20 protein-coding genes are annotated in these 22,023 nt (G+C 63.0%); 15 read left to right on the top strand and 5 right to left on the bottom strand.

Annotated features, from left to right (window positions below; genetic code table 11):
- Window positions 1-16: 16 nt before the first annotated feature.
- Window positions 17-1,399, bottom strand: coding sequence for an MFS transporter (locus KCG88_RS15045; protein WP_047284223.1), 1,383 nt, complete (start codon window positions 1,397-1,399; stop codon window positions 17-19).
- Between the two features lie 329 nt (window positions 1,400-1,728).
- Here KCG88_RS15045 and KCG88_RS15040 point away from each other — a divergent pair, with 329 nt between their 5' ends.
- Complete coding sequence (locus KCG88_RS15040) at window positions 1,729-2,097, top strand: YkgJ family cysteine cluster protein (RefSeq protein ID WP_047284222.1); 369 nt, start codon at window positions 1,729-1,731, stop codon at window positions 2,095-2,097.
- Window positions 2,098-2,239: 142 nt separating this feature from the next.
- Window positions 2,240-4,516 carry a bifunctional diguanylate cyclase/phosphodiesterase gene (locus KCG88_RS15035; RefSeq protein WP_210712628.1) on the top strand — a complete coding sequence of 759 codons (2,277 nt, stop codon included), beginning with the start codon at window positions 2,240-2,242 and terminating at the stop codon, window positions 4,514-4,516.
- Here the strand turns inward: KCG88_RS15035 and KCG88_RS15030 are convergent.
- Complete coding sequence (locus KCG88_RS15030) at window positions 4,410-5,303, bottom strand: NAD(P)-dependent oxidoreductase (protein WP_047284220.1); 894 nt, start codon at window positions 5,301-5,303, stop codon at window positions 4,410-4,412. The two genes, KCG88_RS15035 and KCG88_RS15030, sit on opposite strands and share 107 nt — an antisense overlap.
- A 198-nt stretch (window positions 5,304-5,501) precedes the next feature.
- On the opposite strand from KCG88_RS15030, the gene KCG88_RS15025 reads away from it, so the two are divergent.
- Window positions 5,502-7,682, top strand: a complete 2,181-nt coding sequence (locus KCG88_RS15025; protein WP_047335865.1) for a hypothetical protein — start codon at window positions 5,502-5,504, stop codon at window positions 7,680-7,682.
- Window positions 7,683-7,957: 275 nt separating this feature from the next.
- Here the strand turns inward: KCG88_RS15025 and KCG88_RS15020 are convergent, their stop codons facing one another.
- Window positions 7,958-8,263, bottom strand: a complete 306-nt coding sequence (locus tag KCG88_RS15020) for a DUF2288 domain-containing protein (protein WP_041116319.1) — start codon at window positions 8,261-8,263, stop codon at window positions 7,958-7,960.
- A 340-nt stretch (window positions 8,264-8,603) separates the two neighbouring features.
- Between KCG88_RS15020 and KCG88_RS15015 the strand changes: the two genes are divergently transcribed.
- From KCG88_RS15015 to KCG88_RS14975, 9 genes are all read left to right on the top strand, one after another.
- Entirely contained in the window at window positions 8,604-9,731 is a 1,128-nt protein-coding gene (locus KCG88_RS15015) for a branched-chain amino acid ABC transporter substrate-binding protein (protein WP_047284218.1), read from the top strand.
- Between the two features lie 230 nt (window positions 9,732-9,961).
- Window positions 9,962-10,885, top strand: a complete 924-nt coding sequence (livH, locus tag KCG88_RS15010; protein WP_011059641.1) for a high-affinity branched-chain amino acid ABC transporter permease LivH — start codon at window positions 9,962-9,964, stop codon at window positions 10,883-10,885.
- On the top strand, window positions 10,882-12,138 hold the full coding sequence (locus KCG88_RS15005; RefSeq protein ID WP_011059640.1) for a high-affinity branched-chain amino acid ABC transporter permease LivM: 1,257 nt from the start codon (window positions 10,882-10,884) through the stop codon (window positions 12,136-12,138). Before livH ends, KCG88_RS15005 begins: the two co-directional genes overlap by 4 nt.
- The gene (gene livG, locus KCG88_RS15000; RefSeq protein ID WP_047284217.1) at window positions 12,135-12,902 is read left to right on the top strand and encodes a high-affinity branched-chain amino acid ABC transporter ATP-binding protein LivG; all 768 of its coding nucleotides are present in this window, start codon (window positions 12,135-12,137) and stop codon (window positions 12,900-12,902) included. Before KCG88_RS15005 ends, livG begins: the two co-directional genes overlap by 4 nt.
- Window positions 12,903-13,604, top strand: a complete 702-nt coding sequence (locus tag KCG88_RS14995) for an ABC transporter ATP-binding protein (protein ID WP_047284216.1) — start codon at window positions 12,903-12,905, stop codon at window positions 13,602-13,604.
- 154 nt (window positions 13,605-13,758) lie between these two features.
- Window positions 13,759-14,061 carry a DUF2282 domain-containing protein gene (locus KCG88_RS14990; RefSeq protein WP_047284215.1) on the top strand — a complete coding sequence of 101 codons (303 nt, stop codon included), beginning with the start codon at window positions 13,759-13,761 and terminating at the stop codon, window positions 14,059-14,061.
- A 25-nt stretch (window positions 14,062-14,086) separates the two neighbouring features.
- Window positions 14,087-14,977, top strand: a complete 891-nt coding sequence (locus KCG88_RS14985; protein WP_210712626.1) for a DUF692 domain-containing protein — start codon at window positions 14,087-14,089, stop codon at window positions 14,975-14,977.
- Window positions 14,974-15,744 (top strand): DNA-binding domain-containing protein, encoded by a 771-nt coding sequence (locus tag KCG88_RS14980; RefSeq protein WP_210712625.1) that lies wholly within the window; start codon window positions 14,974-14,976, stop codon window positions 15,742-15,744. Before KCG88_RS14985 ends, KCG88_RS14980 begins: the two co-directional genes overlap by 4 nt.
- Before the next feature lie 2 nt (window positions 15,745-15,746).
- Window positions 15,747-16,256, top strand: coding sequence for a DoxX family protein (locus KCG88_RS14975; protein WP_047284212.1), 510 nt, complete (start codon window positions 15,747-15,749; stop codon window positions 16,254-16,256).
- Window positions 16,257-16,326: 70 nt separating this feature from the next.
- Here the strand turns inward: KCG88_RS14975 and KCG88_RS14970 are convergent, their stop codons facing one another.
- Complete coding sequence (locus KCG88_RS14970; RefSeq protein WP_047284211.1) at window positions 16,327-17,235, bottom strand: LysR family transcriptional regulator; 909 nt, start codon at window positions 17,233-17,235, stop codon at window positions 16,327-16,329.
- Between the two features lie 103 nt (window positions 17,236-17,338).
- Between KCG88_RS14970 and KCG88_RS14965 the strand changes: the two genes are divergently transcribed.
- The 3 genes from KCG88_RS14965 to KCG88_RS14955 all read left to right on the top strand — a co-directional run bounded on the left by KCG88_RS14965 (window position 17,339) and on the right by KCG88_RS14955 (window position 20,566).
- Entirely contained in the window at window positions 17,339-17,938 is a 600-nt protein-coding gene (locus KCG88_RS14965; RefSeq protein ID WP_047335861.1) for a short chain dehydrogenase, read from the top strand.
- A gap of 223 nt (window positions 17,939-18,161) precedes the next feature.
- Window positions 18,162-18,839, top strand: a complete 678-nt coding sequence (locus tag KCG88_RS14960; protein ID WP_047284403.1) for a membrane protein — start codon at window positions 18,162-18,164, stop codon at window positions 18,837-18,839.
- Window positions 18,840-18,952: 113 nt separating this feature from the next.
- The gene (locus KCG88_RS14955; protein WP_047335852.1) at window positions 18,953-20,566 is read left to right on the top strand and encodes an NAD(P)/FAD-dependent oxidoreductase; all 1,614 of its coding nucleotides are present in this window, start codon (window positions 18,953-18,955) and stop codon (window positions 20,564-20,566) included.
- Window positions 20,567-20,698: 132 nt separating this feature from the next.
- Here KCG88_RS14955 and KCG88_RS14950 read toward each other — a convergent pair whose 3' ends face one another.
- The gene (locus KCG88_RS14950) at window positions 20,699-21,793 is read right to left on the bottom strand and encodes a PLP-dependent cysteine synthase family protein (RefSeq protein ID WP_210712624.1); all 1,095 of its coding nucleotides are present in this window, start codon (window positions 21,791-21,793) and stop codon (window positions 20,699-20,701) included.
- Window positions 21,794-22,023: the final 230 nt, after the last annotated feature.

The following is a 22,023-nucleotide window of genomic DNA, read 5'->3' as shown; positions in this document are numbered from 1 at the left end:
TATGCTGCAACGCGCCCTAGCGGCTCACTGCGCCATCGTTGATCGCCGGCAGGCTCGCGTCTGCAGGCGCGTCAGCGGCACTCCCACCGGCCAGCCCTTCTTTCATCCGCAGGGCGTCACGGACAAAACAGCGCGCGGCCTGGAACAGAAACAGCAGGGTCAGGAACAGGGCCACGGGAATCAGGTACATCGCGTCGTGCAGACCGATGGCCTTGAATTCCTCGGTCATCAGCTCTGCGCCTGCGGCATACATTGCCGAATGGGCGAAATGGTCGGAAAGCGCCCCCACCACCACCGGCCCCAGGCCGCCCCCCAACAGGTACAGGCCGGCGAAAAACAGGGCCATGGCGGTGGCGCGCAAGCGCGGTTCGACCACATCCTGCAGGGCGGTATAGACGCAGGTATAGAAGTTGTAGGCAAACAGCCAGCCGACACTGAATACCGCGACGAACACCCCGACCTCCACCCGCCCGGCATGCAGCGCCCATCCGGTGGCGAGGGTCGAGATGATCAGGCTGCAGGCCGCGAACAACAAACGACCATTGGCTACTCGCTGATGAATCTTGTCGGCGATCCAGCCGCCCAGGGTCAGGCCCACCAGGCCGGTAACCCCGACGATCAGCCCGGTGGCCATGGCGGCTTCCTGCAAGGGCATGAGGAAGTAGCGCTGCAGCATCGGCACCAGGAACGAGTTGCAGGCATAGGTGGCGAAGTTGAACGTCAGCCCGGCCAGAGTCAGCCAGAGAAAGGTCGGTATCGCCAGCACCCGGCGAATTGGCCGGTCGATCCGCACCTGGGCCACTTTCACCGTTTCCGCCGCGCCGCGCTTGGGTTCCTTGATGAAGAACATGAACACCGCCAGCACCAGCCCTGGCACCGCCGCAATGAAAAACGGCGCCCGCCAGCTGTCGAAGGCCTTGACCATGGCACCGATGGTGAAGAACGCCAGCACCAGCCCCAGAGGCAGGCCGAGCATGAAGATGCCCATGGCCCGGGCCCGGCGGTGGGCGGGGAACAGATCGCCGATCAGCGAGTTGGCGGCCGGGGCGTAGCTGGCCTCGCCAATCCCCACGCCCATGCGCACCAGCAGAAAGCTCCAGAAGCTGCCAACCATGCCGTTGACCGCGGTAAGCCCGCTCCACAGCGCCAGCCCCCAGCCCATCAGCTTGCTGCGCGAGCCGGTGTCGGCCAGGCGCCCCAGGGGCAAGCCGGCAATGGCGTAGACGATGGTGAAGGCGGTGCCGATGATCCCCAGCTGGAAGTCACTCAGGTGCCATTCCATGCGGATCGGCTCGATGATGATGGCGGGGATGGTGCGATCGAAGAAGTTGAACAGGTTTGCCAAAAACAACAGGAACAGAATGCGCCAGGCATTTGCCGCTTGAGTCGAATTATCCATGGATCGATCTCTTTTATTGTTATTGGGCCAGACGCGAGCGGGCCTGGAAGCTGCAATCTAGTCAGCCGCTCCAATGCTGTCTGCAATCATTCGCCACCCTGATACCAAGGCATCGCAGGCAGGCGCCGGCATGCCGCTTCAGGGCCGCCGGAGCAAGCCGCCCGAACTTCGCCACAGCCCCCGCTACCCGGGCCTTTCCCAGTCTTTTCAAGGGCTTGGCCAAGGCTAAAAAAATACCTTGCGCCCCCCCTTCCCAAGGCCGATGCGAAGCCTAGAATAGCCGCGTTGCCAGCCCCCCCTTATCAACCCCTCCCCCATCGAATACGCCAATGTCCGAAGCCAGTCCGTGTCTGAATTGCGGTGCCTGCTGTTCATACTTTCGTGTGTCTTTTTTCTGGGGCGAATGCGCCTCATCCGGCGGAACCGTCCCCGACGAGCTGGTGCAAAGCATCAGCCCCAGCCGGGTGGCAATGCTCGGGACCGACTGCAAATCCCCGCGCTGCATCGCCCTTGAAGGCGAGGTCGGCCAGCGTGTGAGCTGCTCGATCTATGATCAGCGCTCCAGCCCGTGCCGCGAGTTCGAGGCTTCCTGGACCGACGGCCAGCCCAACAGCGACTGCGACGCCGCCCGCGCCGCCTTCGGCCTGGCTCCCCTGGAACCGGCGGACACCGAGCCCTGGTACGAGGAAAGCGCTTAGCACCTTTGGCGATAGGGTCCATAAGCAAATCATTAGCAGCAGCGTGCCACCTCCCATTGCAGCCAGCGGGTGCCTTCTATACTGCAAGCACTCGTTGGCGCGCGGCTCCGCCGACCCCAGATGACTCAGAGACGGGCAGGCTATGGACTGGCTGGGCGTGCATTTCATTACCGAGCTTCCACAGGCCGGGCAAGTGGTCCTGCATTGCACCCACAACCCGGTTCTGGTGCTTCTGGCCTACCTGGTAGCCTGTGCCGCCAGCTTCGCCACCCTGGACATGGCCGAACGTGTCAGTCATGCCGAGCGACCGGCCAGCCAGCGCCTGTGGCGCTGGGTCGGAGCCTGCTGTCTGGCCGGGGGGATCTGGGCCATGCACTTCATCGCCATGCTGGCGTTCGAGGCGCCGCTGCAGATCCACTACGACCTGCCCCTGACCCTGCTGTCGCTCCTGATCGCGCTGGTCGCCGCCTGGCTGGCGATGAACACCCTGAGCCACGCGCACCTGCCACTGTGGCGCTATGGGGTCGCTTCGGTCTGGATCGGCCTGGGCATCGCCGCCATGCACTACGTCGGCATGGCGGCCATGCGCAGCAGCGCCAGCCTGTACTACGACCCCTTACTGATGGCGCTGTCGGTATTGGTGGCGATCGCCTGCAGCCTGGCGGCGCTGCTGCTGTCCCGACACCTGCGCGAAGGCAGCGGCATGTTCCATCAGTTGCTCAAGTACGCCAGCAGCCTGGTGCTGGGCGCTGCCATCGTGCTCATGCACTTCACCGGCATCTGGGCCATGACCCTGGTGCTGCCGGCCGGCAGCCTGCCCGCCCCCGCAACACCCGATGGGCATCTGCAACTGGGGCTGACCCTGAGCGCGATCGTGCTCTTGATCATCGGCAGCGGCATCAGCGCGGCCCTGGCCGACAAGAAGCTGCAACACAAGGAGCGGGATCTGCGGCGGGTCAATGCCCTGCTTTCACAACTGGACCAGGCCCGGGTTTCCCTGCAGCAGGTGGCCCACTACGATGCCCTGACCAACCTGATCAATCGCCGCGGCTTCAACCAGCTGTTCGCCGAAAAGCTCATCGAGAAAACCACCTTCGGCGGCATGCTGGCGGTGATGTTCCTCGACATCGACCACTTCAAGCGCATCAATGACAGCCTGGGCCACGATGCCGGGGATGAGTTGCTGAAAGTCATTGCCGGGCACATCAAGAGCTCCACCCGCAGCCATGAAGACGTGGTGGCACGCCTGGGCGGCGACGAATTCTGCATCCTCATCAATCTGTACGACCGCGAAGAAGCCCGGCAGATGGCCCAGCGCATCATGCAGAAAATGAAGGAGCCGATCGAACTGGGGGGACGGCGCATGGTGATGACCACCAGCATCGGCATCAGCGTCTTCCCCGATGACGGCAAGACCTGCGAGGAATTGCTGAAGAACGCCGATCTGGCCCTGTATCAATCCAAGGATTGTGGGCGCAACAGCCTGCATTTCTTCAACTCCCACCTCAAGGCCCGGGCCACCCTGGAACTGCAACTGGAAGAGGAGTTGCGCAACGCCCTGCGCGACGACCAGGGCCTGCTGCTGTATTACCAACCCATCTACGACCTCAGGAGAGGCCGGGTCACCAAGCTCGAAGCCCTGATCCGCTGGCAGCACCCGCAACATGGGTTGCTGTCCCCGGATCGCTTCATCTCCATTGCCGAAGCCAACGGCATGATTGCCGAGCTGGACAACTGGGTGCTGCGCAAGGCCTGCGCGGACCTGGCCTACCTGTCACGCCATGGCTGCGGCGAACTGAAGATCGCGGTCAACTGCTCGGCCCTGAACCTGACACGCGAAGAACTCGCCGGGGAAATCGAAAGCGCCCTGCGCCAGGCCCAGGTGGCGCCGCAGCGGCTGGAACTGGAAGTCACGGAAAACGCCCTGATGGGCAATATCGCCAGCACCCTGGCGCTGCTCAAGCAGATCCGCGGGCTGGGGGTGTCCCTGTCGATCGACGACTTCGGCACCGGCTACTCATCCCTGGCCTATCTCAAGCGCTTGCCCCTGAACACCCTGAAGATCGATCGCTCGTTCATCCAGGACATCCCCAAGTCAACCCAGGACATGGAGATCGTCCAGGCGATCATCATCATGGCCCACACCCTGCACCTGCAGGTGGTCACCGAAGGGGTCGAAACCCCGGAACAGCAAGCGTTTCTCCAGCGCCATGGCTGCGACTACCTGCAGGGCTACCTGCTCAGCCATCCAGTGCCGCTGCGGGAATTGCGCGGGGTGCTGGAGGAGCTCGACCAGCGCCACGCCGCGCTGGTCAATCCGCCGACGTGTCCCGATAGAGGCGAACCAGGGTCGCTGGATCTTTTTCCAGATAGCCCTGCCCACCATGCAGACGCATCAACTGCGCAGCTAATCCGCTGATCGGCGTCGCCGAGCCCTGCTCGCGGGAAAACTTCACCGCTCCATCCAGGTCCTTGAGCAGCGTGCGCACATGCCACTTCACCGGCTCGAACCGGCTTTCAGCCATTTGCGGGGCCAGGATCTGCAAAGGTTTCGAGTCGGCAAAGCCACCGGCCAGGGCCTCGGCGATCAACCGCGCATCCACCCCCGAGCGCTCGGCCAGGGCCACCACCTCGGCGATCACCAGGGCGTTGCAGGCGACGATCATCTGGTTGCAGGCCTTGGTCACCTGCCCGGCGCCCACCGCCCCCATGTGCGTGACCCGCTGCCCCAGGGTCAGCAGCACTGGCCGCACCCGCTCGACGTTGGTCGCCTCACCGCCAACCATGATGGCCAGGCTGCCGGCCTCGGCGCCCGGGGTACCGCCGGACACCGGCGCATCGACCCAGGCCACGCCACGGCTCGCGGCCAGTTCGGCGGCCATTTCCCGGGTAGCCGTGGGTTCCAGGCTGGACAGGTCCAGCAGCAGCTGACCGGCCCGGGCACCCTGGGCGATGCCCTCGGGGCCAAACACCACCTCGCGCACCACCTCGGTATTGGCCAGGCACATGAGCATCAGGTCGGCGTGGGCACACAGCTGCGCCGGCGTGGCAACTTGTCGCGCCCCGGCAGCCACCAGGGGCGCGCACTTTTCCGGGTTACGGTTCCACACCGTCAGCGGATAGCCCGCCGCCAGCAGCCGGCGGCACATCGGCAAGCCCATCAGGCCGATTCCGGCAAAGCCGAGTGAAGGTAACGCTGACATCATATTGCCCTCATTTGATTAAAGATCACCGAATACTGGCCGATTCATCATGATTCAGGAAAGGATTCCCCCGAGCGTCGCTCAGAAAAGACCCTGACGCCTTGGGCAAAATTCGCGCTCCACGCAGCGACGAGGTCCCATTCCGTGATGGTTCGACGACACCTCGTCCACGAGCCAACCTGACCAGGCATATGGCGCACAATGACTTCTAAAAACAAACCTGCCAACGCAGTCTCCGAGATGACGCTGACCTCCCCCACAACTAGCCCCTCAGACCCGAAGCCATTGTCCAGTTCACGCCCCCTGTCGACTCAGCAGTACCTGTATTTCACCGAAACCAATACCGACCGCATCCTCGACAACCTCGACGGTCTGCGCGACACGGTGTTCCCGCGGCCACCGCACCTGGAAGGCGAGCCGGACAACCGTCGCGACCAGGAATTTCCTTCGGTCTGCCTGATCGGCCTGGGCCGCTGCGGCTCCAACATCGCCCTGGATGTGGCCGAACTGGTGTACAACGCCCGCAAGTTCTACCTCAACGAATTCAATAACGAAGACAAGGTCTACGAGGGCGGCTACAGCCCCGGCCAATGGATCCGCCAGAACCTGCGCCTGGGCCAGAACAAGGCCAGCAAGCCGGTGTTCCTGGTGGAACCGCTGGTGATGCTCGGCGACCTGGACAAGGACATTGCCGGGCGCATCCGCTTCTCGCGCAAGGGCGAGAAAAGCGGCTTCATCCGCGACTACAGCAAGATGAAGATCATGGACCTCTCGGAGGTCCACGCCGGTGGAGCCGGTAACGCGCCGATCCTCGGCCAGTACCTGGCCAAGATCATCCTCAACAAGGATACCCAGCGTTTCTCCAGCCCCGACTGGAAGATGATCCACTCGTACCTGATCGATTCCTGCGGGATCAAGGCCAACCAGTCGCGCCTGTACTTCTCGATCTTCAGTGCCGGCGGCGGTACCGGCTCGGGCATGGCCTCGGAATTCGGCCTGGCCCAGCAGTACTCGTACATGAACAAGACCTTCGACACCAAGCCGATGGACGAGCACGACGGCAAGAGCGGGCACTCCTTCGTCTTCGAGCCGATCTTCACCAGTGGCATCTGCGTGTTGCCGAACATTTCGGACCATCGCAGTGAAATGTCCGAGGCGCTGCACATCAACGCCGGCCGCCTGCTGTGCAAATACCTTTCGGAAGAATGGGACTTCTCCTACAACTTCGACAATGAAGACAGCAGCGAAGCCAGCGTCATGGGGCGGATCCGCCCCTGGAACGCGATGATGCTGATCTCCAATGACATCATGCGCTACGCCGAAGAAAGCGATGACGGCAACATCCAGAACATCGACGTCAACGCCATGGAGAAGCACGCCAACCAGTACATCTCCCAGCAGATCTTCAACATCCTCACCGCCCAGGCGGTGACCACCGACTACGACCAGAACTACTTCCGGCGGGCCGGCATCGACATCGGCGAAACCATCCGCCTGGATGCCAACGACCTGTTCATGAGCCTGGCCGGCCCGGTGGCGATCGCCTATGCCGAATCCGTGGTGCCTGAGCAGCCGGTGCCCACCGGCGACAAGTTCAAGGTGTTCGAGAAAGAGCCGCAGCGCCTGAACATCGACGACCTGTTCTTCCGCTCCATCGACCTGCCGCACTTCAACAAGGTGACCCAGGCCATCGAGGGCATCAGCCTGCTGCCGATCGAATCCAAGCGCTACCGCGCGGCCCTGGAACAGTACAAGGCTTCGGGTTATGACGCCGCGGCGCTGCATGACCTGCACTTCTTCAAGAACTGCTCGTCGGTGGTGTCGATCGTGTCCCTGCCCAAGGACTACAAGCTGTCCTACATGGACCTGAACCGGCTCAAGACCCACCTCAACAGCCTGTTCCCCAACACCACCCTCAAGCGCTACGCGCTGGTGATCGGCGCTTCGGCCAACCTGTCGCTGACCACCCTGATCGCCAAGAGCCCGTGCCTGTCGGATGACTTCCTGACCCTGATCGTGGCCTTTATCAAGCGTTGCTTTGCGCGCAATCCATACCGTTTCGACGACACCCTGGACAACTCGGTGCTGGATTTCATCGTCAGTGACCATTTCGATGAAGACCGCATCGACGATCTGCTCAACGAATTCGAGAACCCGGCGAAGATCCTCGACACCAACTGGTATGCGATCAAGCCGATGTACGAGAAGAAATACCGCGAGCTGATCAACGACAAGGACAAGTTCGTTTCGATCAACGACATCCGCCTGTCCCGCGATTGCGTGAAGAAGGCCATCAAGTACCTGCGGGAAATCTACCGCCACCGTATCGGCAAGACCCGGGTCATCTCGCTCAACAGTCACACGGGCAAGACCGCGTATTAAGAAGGGCTTCGCCGGCGCGCCGGCTCCTGCGTGGCAAGGAAATCACTTGCGTCGCCGTAGGAGCCGGCTTGCCGGCGAATGGGTTATTTGCTCACACCACGAAACAATTAAGCAGCTCGTCGGACCGACTTGAAACTGTGCCCCTTCCGTGAACGTCACCCGGGCTGAAACCCTTGTGGGGCCTTTCTCTACGGCAAGATGCCATCACGGGATTCACGGTTACTCGGCTACACACTTTTGTCCGACAAAAACCCGCCCCATATCGGTGCGCGCTCTTAGCGCGATGCCCTTTCCTGGATCAGGATCCAGGGTGAAACCACCACCGCCCACAGCGTCGGATCACGTTCCAGCAGATCCGATGCCCGCGTCGCAGACAGTTTCTCGACCTTTCCTTCGGCCAGCCAGGCCGCCACTTTTTCTGCCTGGTTCTCGGCCACGGCCTGGGCCGCCTCGATCAGATCCAGGTCGGCCTCGACCCACAATAGGGCACCCTTGGCGAAGAACGGCTCCAGTTCCTTCCAGCTGATAGATGCGGTCTCACCAAGCAGCTTGGCATAGAGGGTGCTAGGTTCTTGAGTCATGGGACTGTCCAGAAATGAAATCGGCGCAATCATAACGTCGGTGCTCAGGCAGAAAAACCCAGAAGCAAGCGCGACACCGATCGAGAAGCTCAGAAGCGCCAGGGACTGACGCCGAACCGGGCGCAAGCCACGCCGCGAATCTGTCTTTTTCTTTCAATTAAGCGACACCCCGCGTTTTTGCCCCCAGCAGCCAGCTTTTCAAGCGAACAACCGGCGCTCTACACTGTACCGGTACAGTTGCCAGGGGCATTTTCCGACGGGTATTCACCAAATATCTGATTCGGTTCTGCGACCAAGGCCGCCGGAACTATAAAAATTACAACAGTAAGAGTGGAGCACTATGAATAAGGCTACTAAGCAGATTTCCAAACTGTTTGCCGCTATGGTCCTGGCCGGGGTTGCCAGCCATTCGTTCGCAGCTGACACCATCAAGATCGGTATCGCCGGCCCCAAGACCGGCCCTGTAGCCCAGTACGGCGACATGCAGTTCAGTGGCGCGAAAATGGCCATCGAACAGATCAACGCCAAAGGCGGCGTCAACGGCAAGAAGCTCGAAGCCGTTGAATACGACGATGCCTGTGATCCCAAGCAAGCCGTGGCAGTGGCCAACAAAGTGGTCAACGATGGCGTCAAGTACGTGGTCGGCCACCTGTGCTCCAGCTCCACTCAACCCGCTTCCGACATCTACGAAGACGAAGGCGTGGTGATGATCACCCCTGCCGCCACCAGCCCGGACATCACCGCTCGTGGTTACAAGATGGTGTTCCGCACCATCGGCCTGGACAGCGCCCAGGGCCCGGCCGCCGGCAACTACATCGCCGATCACGTGAAGCCGAAGATCGTCGCCGTGCTCCACGACAAGCAGCAGTACGGTGAAGGCATCGCCACCGCCGTGAAGCAGACCCTGGAGAAGAAAGGCACCAAGGTCGCCGTATTCGAAGGCATCAACGCTGGCGACAAGGACTTCTCTTCGCTGATCGCCAAGCTCAAGCAGGCCAACGTCGACTTCGTCTACTACGGCGGCTACCACCCAGAGCTGGGCCTGATCCTGCGCCAATCCCAGGAAAAGGGCCTGAAGGCCAAGTTCATGGGCCCGGAAGGCGTGGGTAACGACTCCATTTCGCAGATCGCCAAGGATGCTTCCGAAGGCCTGCTGGTGACCCTGCCTAAATCCTTCGACCAGGACCCGGCCAACGTGGCCCTGGCTGACGCATTCAAGGCCAAGAAAGAAGACCCGAGCGGTCCTTTCGTATTCCCTTCCTACTCCGCCGTTGAAGTCATCGCCGGCGCCATCACCAACGCCAAGAGCGAAGACGCGGCCAAGGTGGCTGAAGCCATCCACGCCGGCACCTTCAAGACCCCTACCGGCGACCTGAGCTTCGACGCCAAGGGCGACTTGAAAGACTTCAAGTTCGTGGTCTACGAGTGGCACTTCGGCAAACCTAAAACCGAAGTCTCTCCTCAGTAAGGCGCGGCCTGACTGACTGCCAATAAAGCCCACGGCTCGCCGTGGGCTTTGTTTTACGAATGTATGGGCCTGTGTTCCGTGATCCGGAATCCCGCCCACCTGAAAATCTCAAAACCGTCATCAGCGGTTCGCTGGCAAAACCCAGCCCGAAGTGGGTGCAGATCCACGGGGCCTGGGCGGGAAAATGACTCCACCAGTGAAATGCGTATCAGGTTTTTAGGAGCGTTGTAATGCCTGACATCTATCACTTTTTCCAACAGCTGGTTAACGGTCTCACCGTTGGCAGCACGTATGCCCTGATCGCCATCGGCTATACGATGGTTTACGGCATCATTGGAATGATCAACTTCGCCCACGGCGAGGTGTACATGATCGGCTCCTATGTGGCGTTCATCGCCATCGCCGGGCTGGCCATGATGGGACTCGACAGCGTCCCGCTCTTGATGACCGCAGCCTTCATCGCGAGCATCGTCGTCACCAGTGCCTACGGCTACAGCATCGAACGGATCGCCTACCGCCCCTTGCGGGGTAGTAACCGCCTGATCCCGCTGATCTCCGCCATCGGCATGTCGATCTTCCTGCAGAACACCGTTCTGCTGGCGCAGGACTCCAAGGACAAATCCATTCCCAACCTGATCCCGGGCAACTTCTCCATCGGGCCAGGCGGCGCACATGAAGTGCTGATTTCCTACATGCAGATCGTAGTATTCGTGGTGACCCTCATCGCCATGCTCGGCCTGACACTGTTCATCTCCCGTTCTCGCCTGGGTCGCGCCTGCCGCGCCTGCGCCGAGGACATCAAGATGGCCAACCTCCTGGGGATCAATACCAACAACATCATCGCTCTGACCTTCGTGATCGGCGCCGCGCTGGCGGCCATCGCCGCCGTGCTGCTGAGCATGCAATACGGTGTGATCAACCCCAACGCCGGTTTCCTGGTGGGCCTGAAGGCCTTCACCGCAGCGGTCTTGGGCGGCATCGGCAGCATTCCGGGCGCGATGCTCGGCGGGCTGGTGCTGGGGGTGGCCGAAGCCTTTGGTGCCGACGTGTTCGGCGACCAGTACAAGGACGTCGTGGCGTTCGGCCTGTTGGTTCTGGTGCTGTTGTTCCGTCCGACCGGCATTCTGGGCCGTCCGGAGGTTGAGAAAGTATGACTAGGAATCTTAAATCGGCGCTGTTCAGCGCCTTGTTGGTCTGGGCTGTCGCCTACCCGGTGCTGGGCCTGAAACTGACCATCGTCGGCATCAACCTGGAAGTCCACAACACCAGCCCGACCATTCTTGCCACCATCGCGGTGTGCTCGGTGCTGATGTTCCTGCGGGTGCTGTTCCATAGCCAGATCAGCGCCGCCTGGAAGTCCTCTCCCAGCATGCCGTTGATCCCGGCCAAGGCCAGCAACTTCCTGACCCTGCCCAGCACCCAGCGCTGGATCATCCTGGCGTTGATCCTTGGCGCCCTGGTCTGGCCGTTCTTCGGCTCCCGCGGGGCGGTGGACATTGCCACGCTGATCCTGATCTACGTGATGCTGGGCCTGGGCCTGAACATCGTGGTCGGCCTGGCCGGCCTGCTGGACCTGGGTTACGTGGGTTTCTACGCCGTCGGCGCCTACAGCTATGCGCTGCTGTCGCACTACTTCGGCCTGAGCTTCTGGATCTGCCTGCCGATCGCCGGCCTGATGGCGGCCACCTTCGGCTTCCTGCTGGGCTTCCCGGTGCTGCGCCTGCGGGGTGACTACCTGGCAATCGTGACCCTGGGCTTTGGCGAGATCATCCGTCTGCTGCTGCGCAACATGACCGATCTCACCGGCGGCCCCAACGGCATCAGCAACATCGAGAAGCCGACCTTCTTCGGCCTGACCTTCGAGCGCAAGGCAGCAGAAGGCATGCAGACCTTCCACGAGTTCTTCGGCCTGCAGTACAACTCGATCAACAAGGTGATCTTCCTCTACCTGGTGGCCCTGCTGCTGGCACTGGCGGCGCTGTTCGTCATCAACCGCCTGCTGCGCATGCCCATCGGCCGTGCCTGGGAAGCCTTGCGTGAAGACGAGATCGCCTGCCGTGCCCTGGGCCTGAACCCCACCGTGATCAAGCTCTCGGCCTTTACCCTGGGCGCCGCGTTCGCCGGTTTCGCCGGCAGCTTCTTCGCCGCGCGCCAAGGCCTGGTGACCCCGGAATCCTTCACCTTCATCGAGTCGGCGATCATCCTCGCCATCGTCGTGCTGGGTGGCATGGGCTCGCAGCTGGGTGTGATCCTGGCGGCGATCGTGATGATCCTCTTGCCTGAAATGATGCGTGAATTCAGCGAATACCGGATGTTGATGTTCGGCGCCATGATGGTGCTGATGATGATCTGGCGTCCTCAAGGTCTGCTGCCCATGCAACGTCCTCACATGGAGCTGCGCAAATGAGCCGTGAGATCCTCAAAGTAACCGGCCTGTCGATGCGCTTCGGCGGCCTGCTGGCGGTCAACGGCGTGGCCCTGACCGTCAAGGAAAAACAAGTGGTGGCGCTGATCGGCCCGAACGGCGCCGGCAAGACCACGGTGTTCAACTGCCTGACCGGTTTCTACCAGCCCAGCGCCGGCAGCATCCTTCTGGACGGCGAGCCGATCCAGGGGCTGCCGGGGCACAAGATCGCCCGCAAGGGCGTGGTGCGTACCTTCCAGAACGTGCGGCTGTTCAAGGACATGACCGCGGTCGAGAACCTGTTGATCGCCCAGCACCGGCACCTGAACACCAACTTCCTCTCCGGGCTGTTCAAGACCCCGGCGTTTCGCAAGAGCGAGCGCGAGGCCATGGAGTACGCCGGCTACTGGCTGGACAAGGTCAACCTGCGGGAATTCGCCAACCGCCCCGCCGGCACCCTGGCCTACGGTCAGCAACGGCGCCTGGAAATCGCCCGCTGCATGATGACCCGCCCGCGGATCCTCATGCTCGACGAGCCAGCCGCCGGCCTCAACCCCAAGGAGACCGAGGACCTCAAAGCGCTGATCAGCGTGCTGCGCGAGGAGCACAACGTCACCGTGCTGCTGATCGAACACGACATGAAGCTGGTCATGAGCATTTCCGACCATATCGTGGTGATCAACCAGGGCACGCCCCTGGCCGACGGCACGCCGGAACAGATCCGCGACAATCCCGAAGTGATCAAAGCCTACCTGGGGGAAGCGTAAATGCTGCAGTTCGAAAACGTTTCCACCTTCTACGGCAAGATCCAGGCGTTGCACAGCGTCAACGTCGAGATCCGCCAGGGCGAAATCGTCACCCTGATCGGCGCCAACGGTGCCGGTAAATCCACCCTGCTGATGACCCTCTGCGGCTCGCCCCAGGCACACAGCGGCAGCATCCGCTACCTGGGTGAAGAGCTGGTGGGGCAAAGCTCGGCGCAGATCATGCGCAAGAGCATTGCCGTGGTGCCGGAAGGCCGCCGGGTATTTGCCCGCCTGACCGTGGAAGAGAACCTCGCCATGGGCGGTTTCTTCACCGACAAGGGCGACTACCAGGAGCAGATGGACAAGGTCCTGGAGCTGTTTCCTCGGCTCAAGGAGCGCTTCACCCAGCGCGGCGGCACCATGTCCGGCGGCGAACAGCAGATGCTCGCCATCGGCCGTGCGCTGATGAGCAAGCCCAAGCTGCTGCTGCTGGACGAACCGTCCCTGGGCCTGGCGCCGATCATCATCCAGCAGATCTTCGACATCATCGAACAGCTGCGCCGCGACGGCGTGACGGTGTTCCTGGTGGAGCAGAACGCCAACCAGGCGCTGAAGATCGCCGACCGTGCCTATGTGCTGGAGAATGGCCGGGTGGTGATGCAAGGCACCGGCGAGGCGCTGCTGACCGATCCGAAGGTGCGTGAAGCCTACCTGGGCGGCTAAGCACCTGCGTCACTGAAAACGGCCCTTCGGGGCCGTTTTTTATTGCGCAATAAAAAACTCCGCCCCGGGCTGTAACAAATCTCCAGGTGCCATCTCTACAGGGATAAGCAAGCACACACGCTTTCTTAAACCCACCCCGATCCGGAGAAACACCATGAGCACCACTCGCACCCTGTCCGCTACCGCCCTGGTCCTGGCCCTGGGTTCCGCCCTGAGCATCGCCGCCCTACCCACCACCGCCCATGCCGCCGACGACATGGAAAAGTGCTTCGGCGTGGCCATGAAGGGCAAGAACGATTGCGCCGCGGGCGCCGGCACCACCTGCGCCGGGACCTCCAAGGTCAACGACCAGGCCAACGCCTGGAAGCTGGTACCCAAGGGCACCTGCGAGAAAACCGCCAGCAGCACCTCGCCAACCGGCTTCGGCCAGCTCCAAGCCTTCAAAGCCAAGTCCTGATCCCGCATTAGCCTGAGTGTCGACGATGAACACAGCCCCGCTGCACCACCCTGGCCACGACATTCAGGCGCGTGCCTCCAGCCTGCCGCCCCGCGCCGGGCTGGGGCTCAAGACCGAGCATTTCAAACACGTGCTGGAAGAGCAGCCCGACATCGGTTTCTTCGAGGTGCATGCGGAGAACTACATGGTGGCGGGCGGCCCTTTCCACCATTACCTGGGCCTGGTCCGCGAACGCTACCCGCTGTCGCTGCATGGTGTCGGCCTGTCCATCGGTGGCGAAGGCCCCCTGGACCTGGCCCACCTGGAGCGGCTGGCCGGCTTGATCGAACGCTATCAGCCCCAGTCCTTTTCCGAACACCTGGCCTGGTCCAGCCACGGCCCGGTGTTCCTCAACGACCTGCTGCCCCTGGCCTACGATGGCCCCACCTTGCGCCGGGTCTGCGAGCACATCGACCAGGTGCAGAACCACCTGGGCCGGCCCATGCTGCTGGAAAATCCGGCCACCTACCTGCAATTCCAACGCTCGACCCTGGACGAGACCGACTTTATCCGCGAAGTGGTCCAGCGCAGCGGCTGCGGCCTGCTGCTGGACGTCAACAACCTCTATGTGTCGTGCATCAATCACCAGCGCGATCCCCTGGCCTACCTGCAAGCACTGCCGCTGCAGGCGGTGGGGGAAATCCACCTGGCGGGCTTTGCCGAAGACCAGGACAGCCTCGGTGACCGGCTGTTGATCGACGATCACGGTGCCCCGGTCGACGCTGCGGTCTGGGCCCTGTACCAGCAGGTGCTGGGGCTCATCGGCCCGATGGCCACCCTGATCGAGCGCGACAACCACCTGCCGGCCTTTGCCACCCTGAAGGCCGAGGCCTGCCAGGCACAAGCGCTGTTGCTCGGCGCCCAGGTGCAGCCATGAGCGGCCAGGGGGAATTCGCCAAGGCCTTGCTGAGCGCCGAACCGGGCTGCCCACAGGGGCTGTTCAGCAGCAACGGCGCCGATCCGGCCAGCCGCTTCGCGGTCTATCGCAACAATGTGCAGGCCTCGTTGAGCAACGCCCTGGCCGAGTCGTACCCAGTCGTCATGCAATTGGTTGGTCGCGAGTTTTTCAACGCCATGGCCGTGCTCTACATCCGGGAGTTCGCCCCCGCCAGCCCGCTGCTCAACGACTATGGCCGGGACCTGAGCGACTTTATCCAGGGCTTCGGCCCGGCTGCCGGCTTACCCTACCTGGCCGACATGGCCCGCCTTGAGCGGCTGCGGGTCGAGGCCTACCACGCCGCCGACGCCCGCCCCCTGGAGCCGTCACGGCTACTGGCGGCGATGAACCACCCAGACAGCCTCGGCCAGGCGCAACTGCTCCTGCATCCGTCACTGCGCACCCTGCACTCCGGCTACGCCGTAGTGAGCCTGTGGGCGGCGCATCAGAGCGACCAGCCCTGGCCGGCTTTCGACCTGCAGCAGGGGCAGAACGCCCTGGTGCTGCGCAACACACTGGAGGTCGAGGTGATCGCCGTGGATACCGGCGCCATGACCTTCATTGAAGCCCTACGCAACCACTGGCCGCTGGAAATCGCCGCGGCCCATGCCCTGGACGCCCAGGCCGACTTCGACCTGGGCCAGTGCCTGGGCCTGCTGCTCGGCCACGGCGCTCTTATCGACCTGCAACCCCAGAAGAAGGCCTGACCATGAACACCCAGACAGAAGCGCCCATTGCCGGACTGGTGAATCGGATCATTCAAGGGTTTGAGCGCATCCCCTACAGCCTGATCGCCTTTATCGCGCGTTTTTCCATTGCCGCGGTGTTCTGGAAATCCGGACAGACCAAGGTCGAGGGGCTGGCCATCGACCTGGTCGATGGCACCTTCCAGTTGGGCTGGCCGCGCCTGGCGGATTCGACCATCCCCCTGTTCAAGAGCGAGTACCACGTGCCGCTGCTGACGCCGGAAGTGGCGGCGCACCTGGCGGCCTTTGCCGAGCATTTTTTCCCGATGCTGATCCTGCTGGGCCTGGCCACGCGCTTCTCCGCCCTGGCGCTGCTGGGGATGACCCTGACCATCCAGCTCTTCGTCTACCCGGATGCCTACCCGACCCACGGCACCTGGGCGGCGATCTTCCTGCTGTTGATGGCTCGCGGCCCGGGTGTGTTGTCCCTCGACCACCTGCTGGCCCGGCATTTTCGTCACCGTCCTCTGTAGCCGCTGCCGCAGGCTGCGAAAAGGGCCGCAGGCCCTTCAAGTTCACAAACGACGGTAAAGCCAGAGGAAGCTACAAACGATCCAGCGCCTCTGCGCTGCGACGAAACCAGTCCATCAGGTAGTCGGCCAGCACCTGGGTACGCCTGGGCAGGCCGCCCTGATAGGAGTGCACCAGGTACATCGGCATGCTGCGGGTCTGGTAGTCCCGCAACAGCCAGCGCAGGCGGCCGTCCGCCAGTTCGCTGTGCAGCACGTAGGACGGCAGACGGGCGATCCCCGCGCCCACCAGGGCAGCCTTCTTCAGCAGGTTGTAGTGATTGCTGGCGAAGGGGCCGTTGACCCGCACCCGCAGCAGTTCATGGCGCTGGTGATACAACCACTCTTCCCGACCGCTGTAGTGGCTGTTGAGCAGGCAGCGATGCGCGGCCAGCTCCTGAGGCGTGCGCGGCTCGCCGTGTTGCTCCAGGTAAGCCGGGCTGGCGCAGGTCATTTCATGCCAGGCCAGCAGCGGCCGGGCCACCAGGCGCTGGTCGTTGGCCACCTCCGAGCGCACGGCCAGATCGAAACCCTCCCGGGCCAGGTCGCGGTAGCTGTTGTTCAGGTCCAACTCGATCTGCACCTGGGGATAGTGCCGGGAGAACTCCAGCAGCAGGCCGTCGAAAAAGGTTTCGCCCAGGGAGACCGGAACGGTGAGGCGCACCGGCCCGGCCATATCGTCCTTGAGCCGCGCCAGGGCCTGGTGTGCCCGCTCGACCTGAGCCACCAGGGCCTGGGCCTGGGGCAGCAACGCCGCGCCGGCGGCCGTGAGGTCCAGGCGCCGGGTGGTGCGTTGCAGCAGTACCACGGCGTAGCGGGCTTCCAAGGCGCTGATGCGTTTAGAGAGCTGGCCCTTGCTGCAGCCCAACTGCTGGGCTGCCAGGGTAAAGCTGCCGGCCTCTACCAACACTGCAAATGCCGCCAGGTCATCCATCTCGCTCACGGATTGTTTCCATTTGAAAACCAAAGGTTGCCTATTAGCGCGTTAATTCATGAAAAAAACCACTCTAGACTGCAACCTCATCCCCCTTTTCGAGGAACAGCCCATGAAGATTCTCTTGATCGGTGCCAACGGCACCATTGGTTCGGCGGTCGCGCGGGAGCTGGAACAACGTCATGAAGTGGTGCGCATCGGCCGTACCAGCGGTGATTTCCAGGTGGATATCAGCGACAGCCAGTCGATCCGCGCCCTGTTCGAGAAGACCGGGCGCTTCGATGCGCTGGTGTGTGCCGCCGGTAACGTGACCTTCGCACCACTGGGGGAAATGACTGCCGAGCACTTCAGCCTGGGCCTCAAGGACAAGCTGATGGGCCAGGTCAACCTGCTGCTGATCGGCCGCGAGTACGCCAACGACGGCGCCTCCTTCACCTTCACCACCGGCGTCCTGAGCCACGACCCGATCCGCAGCGGCGCCTCGGCCGCCCTGGTCAACGGCGCCATCGACAGCTTCGTGAGGGCCGCTGCCATCGAGCTGCCCCGGGGCCTGCGGGTCAACTCCATCAGCCCCAACGTGCTGCTGGAAGCCATGGACAGCTACGCGCCCTACTTCCGTGGCTTCAAGCCGGTGCCGGCGGCCGACGTGGCCCTGGCCTACGCCAAGAGCGTGGAAGGCCTGCAGACCGGCCAGACCTATCGCGTCGGCTGATCCCGTTTGCGTGGGGCTGGCTTGTGTAGGAGCTGGCTTGTGTAGGAGCTGGCTTGTGTAGGAGCTGGCTTGCCAGCGAAGGCGTTCTCCCGAACCACCCAAGGCTCCTGGGCCTCTTCGCCGGCAAGCCGGCTCCTACGGTTGGGCACTGCTGCGTTCAATCCGGGGTTGTGATGGCCGGGCGGGCTGCGTAACGTGTCGGCTTCCGCTTGGAGGCCCAATGATGCGCACCGCCCGTTCCCTGCTTTGTTTCGCCCTATTGCCGCTGTTTGCCGGCTGCCAGATGCTGCCGATGTTCAACCCACAGCCCCAGGCGCCGTCCATGGCCGGGTTGACCCGGATGCAGGGTGAACTCAGTGCCGCCGATGGCAAGCTGCTGTTCAAACCCTGCACCGAAGACCGCCGTTATGTGGTCAACGATGGCGGCAACACCAGTGTGCTGCAGGAGGCGGCAACCCTGGCCGAGAAGCAGGGCAAGCTGTTTGCCGACCTGCGGGGCAAGTTCTCCGCCAATGCCAGCAGCGACGGCCAGCTGGACCTGCGCCAGCTGTACCGCGTCGAGCGCTCCGCCAGCGCCTGCAGCGACCCGAACTTCCAGCGCCTGATCCTGCGGGCCGGTAGCAAGAACCCGGCCTGGAACGTCGATGTCAGCGCCAAGGGCATGATGATCGAACGCGCCGGCCAGCCGACCCTGGCCCTGCCCTATCTGGAAGAACAGCTGGGGGATGGCCGTTTCAACCTCACCAGCGAAGCCAATCACCAGCGCGTGGAACTGTGGGTGGCCCCGCAACGCTGCGTCGACCCCGCCACCGGCAGCGTTCAGCACCTGAGCGCAGAGCTGCGGGTAGACGGCCAAGTGCAGCGCGGCTGCGGCTATTTCGGCGGCTCGCGCAACGACTGATTCGACGAGCAGCGGTTTTAGCCTCACGGCCTAGGTGGTTTGCGGCTTATAATCGCCGGTTTGTGCAAAGCAAGCCGGCGCACTGTTGCGCACCGCCTACCCCGGATCCTGTCATGTTACGAATCACCGAACTCAAGTTGCCGATCGACCATCCCGATGAAGACCTGCGCGCCGCCATCGTGCAGCGCCTGGGGATCGCCAGCGATGAGCTGCTCGATTTCACCTTGTTCAAGCGCAGCTACGATGCGCGCAAGAAGTCTTCCGAGCTGTGCTTCATCTACACCATCGACCTCAGCGTGCGCGACGAAGCGCCGCTGCTGCTCAAGTTCGCCGATGACCGTAACGTCAACCCGGCGCCGGATGTCAGCTACAAGGTGGTGGGCCAGGCCCCGGCCGACCTCAGCCAGCGGCCGATCGTGGTGGGCTTCGGCCCCTGTGGGATCTTCGCCGGCCTCTTGCTGGCGCAGATGGGCTTCAAGCCGATCGTCCTCGAGCGCGGCAAGGAAGTGCGCCAGCGCACCAAGGACACCTGGGGCCTGTGGCGCAAGAGCGTGCTCAACCCCGAGTCCAACGTGCAATTTGGCGAAGGCGGCGCCGGGACCTTCTCCGACGGCAAGCTCTACAGCCAGATCAAGGACCCGCAGCACCACGGCCGCAAGGTGCTCCACGAGTTCGTCAAGGCCGGCGCGCCGGAGGAGATCCTCTACGTCAGCAAGCCGCATATCGGCACCTTCCGCCTCACCGGCGTGGTGGAAAACATGCGCCAGCAGATCATCGCCCTGGGTGGTGAAGTGCGCTTCGAGCAGCGGGTGACCGACGTGCTGATCGAAGACGGTCAACTGCAAGGCGTGGAACTGGCCAGCGGCGAACAGCTGCATTCGCGGCACGTGATCCTGGCCCTGGGCCACAGCGCCCGCGACACCTTCCGCATGCTCCACAGCCGCGGCGTGTACATGGAAGCCAAGCCGTTCTCGGTGGGCTTTCGTATCGAGCACCCGCAATCGCTGATCGACAGCGCGCGCCTGGGCAAGTACGCCGGCCACCCGAAACTCGGCGCCGCCGACTACAAGCTGGTGCACCACGCCAAGAACGGCCGCTCGGTCTACAGCTTCTGCATGTGCCCGGGCGGCACCGTGGTGGCGGCGACCTCCGAGCCGAACCGGGTGGTGACCAATGGCATGAGCCAGTACTCGCGCAACGAGCGCAACGCCAACTCCGGCATCGTCGTGGGCATCACCCCGGAAGTGGATTACCCGGGCGGCCCGCTGGCAGGCATCGAGTTGCAGGAGCGCCTGGAGTCCCACGCCTTTGTCCTGGGCGGTAGCAACTACCAGGCCCCGGCGCAGTTGGTGGGCGACTTTATCGCCGGCAAGCCGACTACCGCCCTGGGCAGCGTCGAGCCGTCCTACAAGCCCGGCGTGACCCTGGGTGACCTGGCCCTGGCCTTGCCGGGCTTTGCCATCGAGGCCATTCGTGAAGCCCTGCCGGCCTTCGAACGGCAGATCAAGGGCTACTCGCTGCATGACGCGGTGCTGACCGGCATCGAGACCCGCACCTCATCGCCGCTGCGCATTACCCGCGACGCTTCGATGCAGAGCTTGAATGTGAAGGGGCTGTACCCGGCCGGTGAAGGCGCCGGTTATGCCGGTGGGATTCTCTCCGCCGGGGTCGACGGGATCCGTATTGCCGAAGCCGTGGCCCGCGACATCCTCGGTATCCAGGCCTGACGCAACGGCCCTTTCGCCGGCAAGCCGGCTCCTACCGCCTACCGTAGGAGCTGGCTTGCCAACGAAGGCGTCGTCCAGAACAACGCAAGGCTCAAGGGCCTCTTCGCCGGCAAGCCGGCTCCTACGACAAGTTCAGATACCGGCGCGCAATACGCTGGCAGGTAGCGCCTCACCACGCTCGACACTGGCGGCTACCGCCTCGATCAATACTGTCAGTTCATAACCCTGCCCTGCCAGCCACTGCTGATCGTAGTAGGTGGTCGCATAGCGCTCGCCACCGTCACAGAGAATCGCCACGATCGACCCCGACTCGCCAGCCGCGGCCATCTGCTGGGCGGCCATCAGCGCGCCTATCAGGTTGGTGCCGCTGGAACCGCCAACCCGCCGCCCCAGGCGCTGGGCCAGATAATGCATGGCCGCCAGGGACAGGGCATCCGGCACCTTGACCATGGCGTCGATCACCTTGGGCAGGAACGACGCCTCGACCCGCGGCCGGCCGATGCCCTCGATCCGCGAACCGCAGTCCAGGCGCAGGCTGGCATCACCACTTTGGTAATAGTCGAAGAATACCGAGCGCTCGGCGTCGGCACACAGCACCCGAGTGCAGTGCTGGCGATAGCGCACGTAGCGCCCCAGGGTCGCGGTGGTACCGCCCGTGCCCGGGCTGGAAATCAGCCAGCTGGGCTCCGGGTAACGCTCGAAACGCAACTGCTGGAATATCGACTCGGCGATGTTGTTGTTGGCCCGCCAGTCGGTGGCGCGCTCGGCATAGGTGAACTGGTCCATGAAATGGCCGCCGCTCTCCCGGGCCAGGCGCTCGGACTCGGCGTAGATCTGCGTCGGCTCCTGCACCAGGTGGCTCTTGCCGCCATAGAAGGCGATCTGGGCGATTTTCTCCTGGGAGGTGGTCGCCGGCATCACGGCAATGAACGGCAACCCCAGCAGCCGGGCGAAATAGGCTTCGGAAATCGCCGTGGAGCCACTGGAGGCCTCGATCACCGGCGCGCCGGGCTTGAGCCAGCCATTGCACAGCGCATAAAGGAACAGCGAGCGGGCCAGGCGATGCTTGAGGCTACCGGTGGGGTGGCTGGATTCATCCTTGAAATACAGCTCGATGCCCGGCAGGCCCGGCAAAGGCAGCGGGATCAAGTGGGTGTCGGCGCTGCGCTGGAAGTCGGCTTCGATGATACGGATGGCCTCGCGGGCCCACTGGCGATTGTCGCTCATGCTCTATTCTCGTTGGATCGCACGCCGTACCGGCGCAGAAGATGAAATGCACCCAGCATAGGTGATCCAGGTTCGCGACAGACAGGCACCTTTATCCTGGAAAAATGCCCCGCCAGCCGCTGCGGACAGACATGTTAGGAAATATCCTGCCCCCCTTACAGGTACAGCTATGAAGCAATTGGAAACACAACTGCAAGAGGGGATTTTCAGCAGGCCGCTTGTCTTCTGCA

The organism is Pseudomonas sp. MWU349 (assembly GCF_017947325.1).
GTDB classification, from domain to species: Bacteria; Pseudomonadota; Gammaproteobacteria; order Pseudomonadales; family Pseudomonadaceae; genus Aquipseudomonas; species Aquipseudomonas protegens.
The sequence above is the reverse complement of the archived record's forward strand: the minus strand, read 5'-3'. Positions and strand labels throughout refer to the sequence as shown.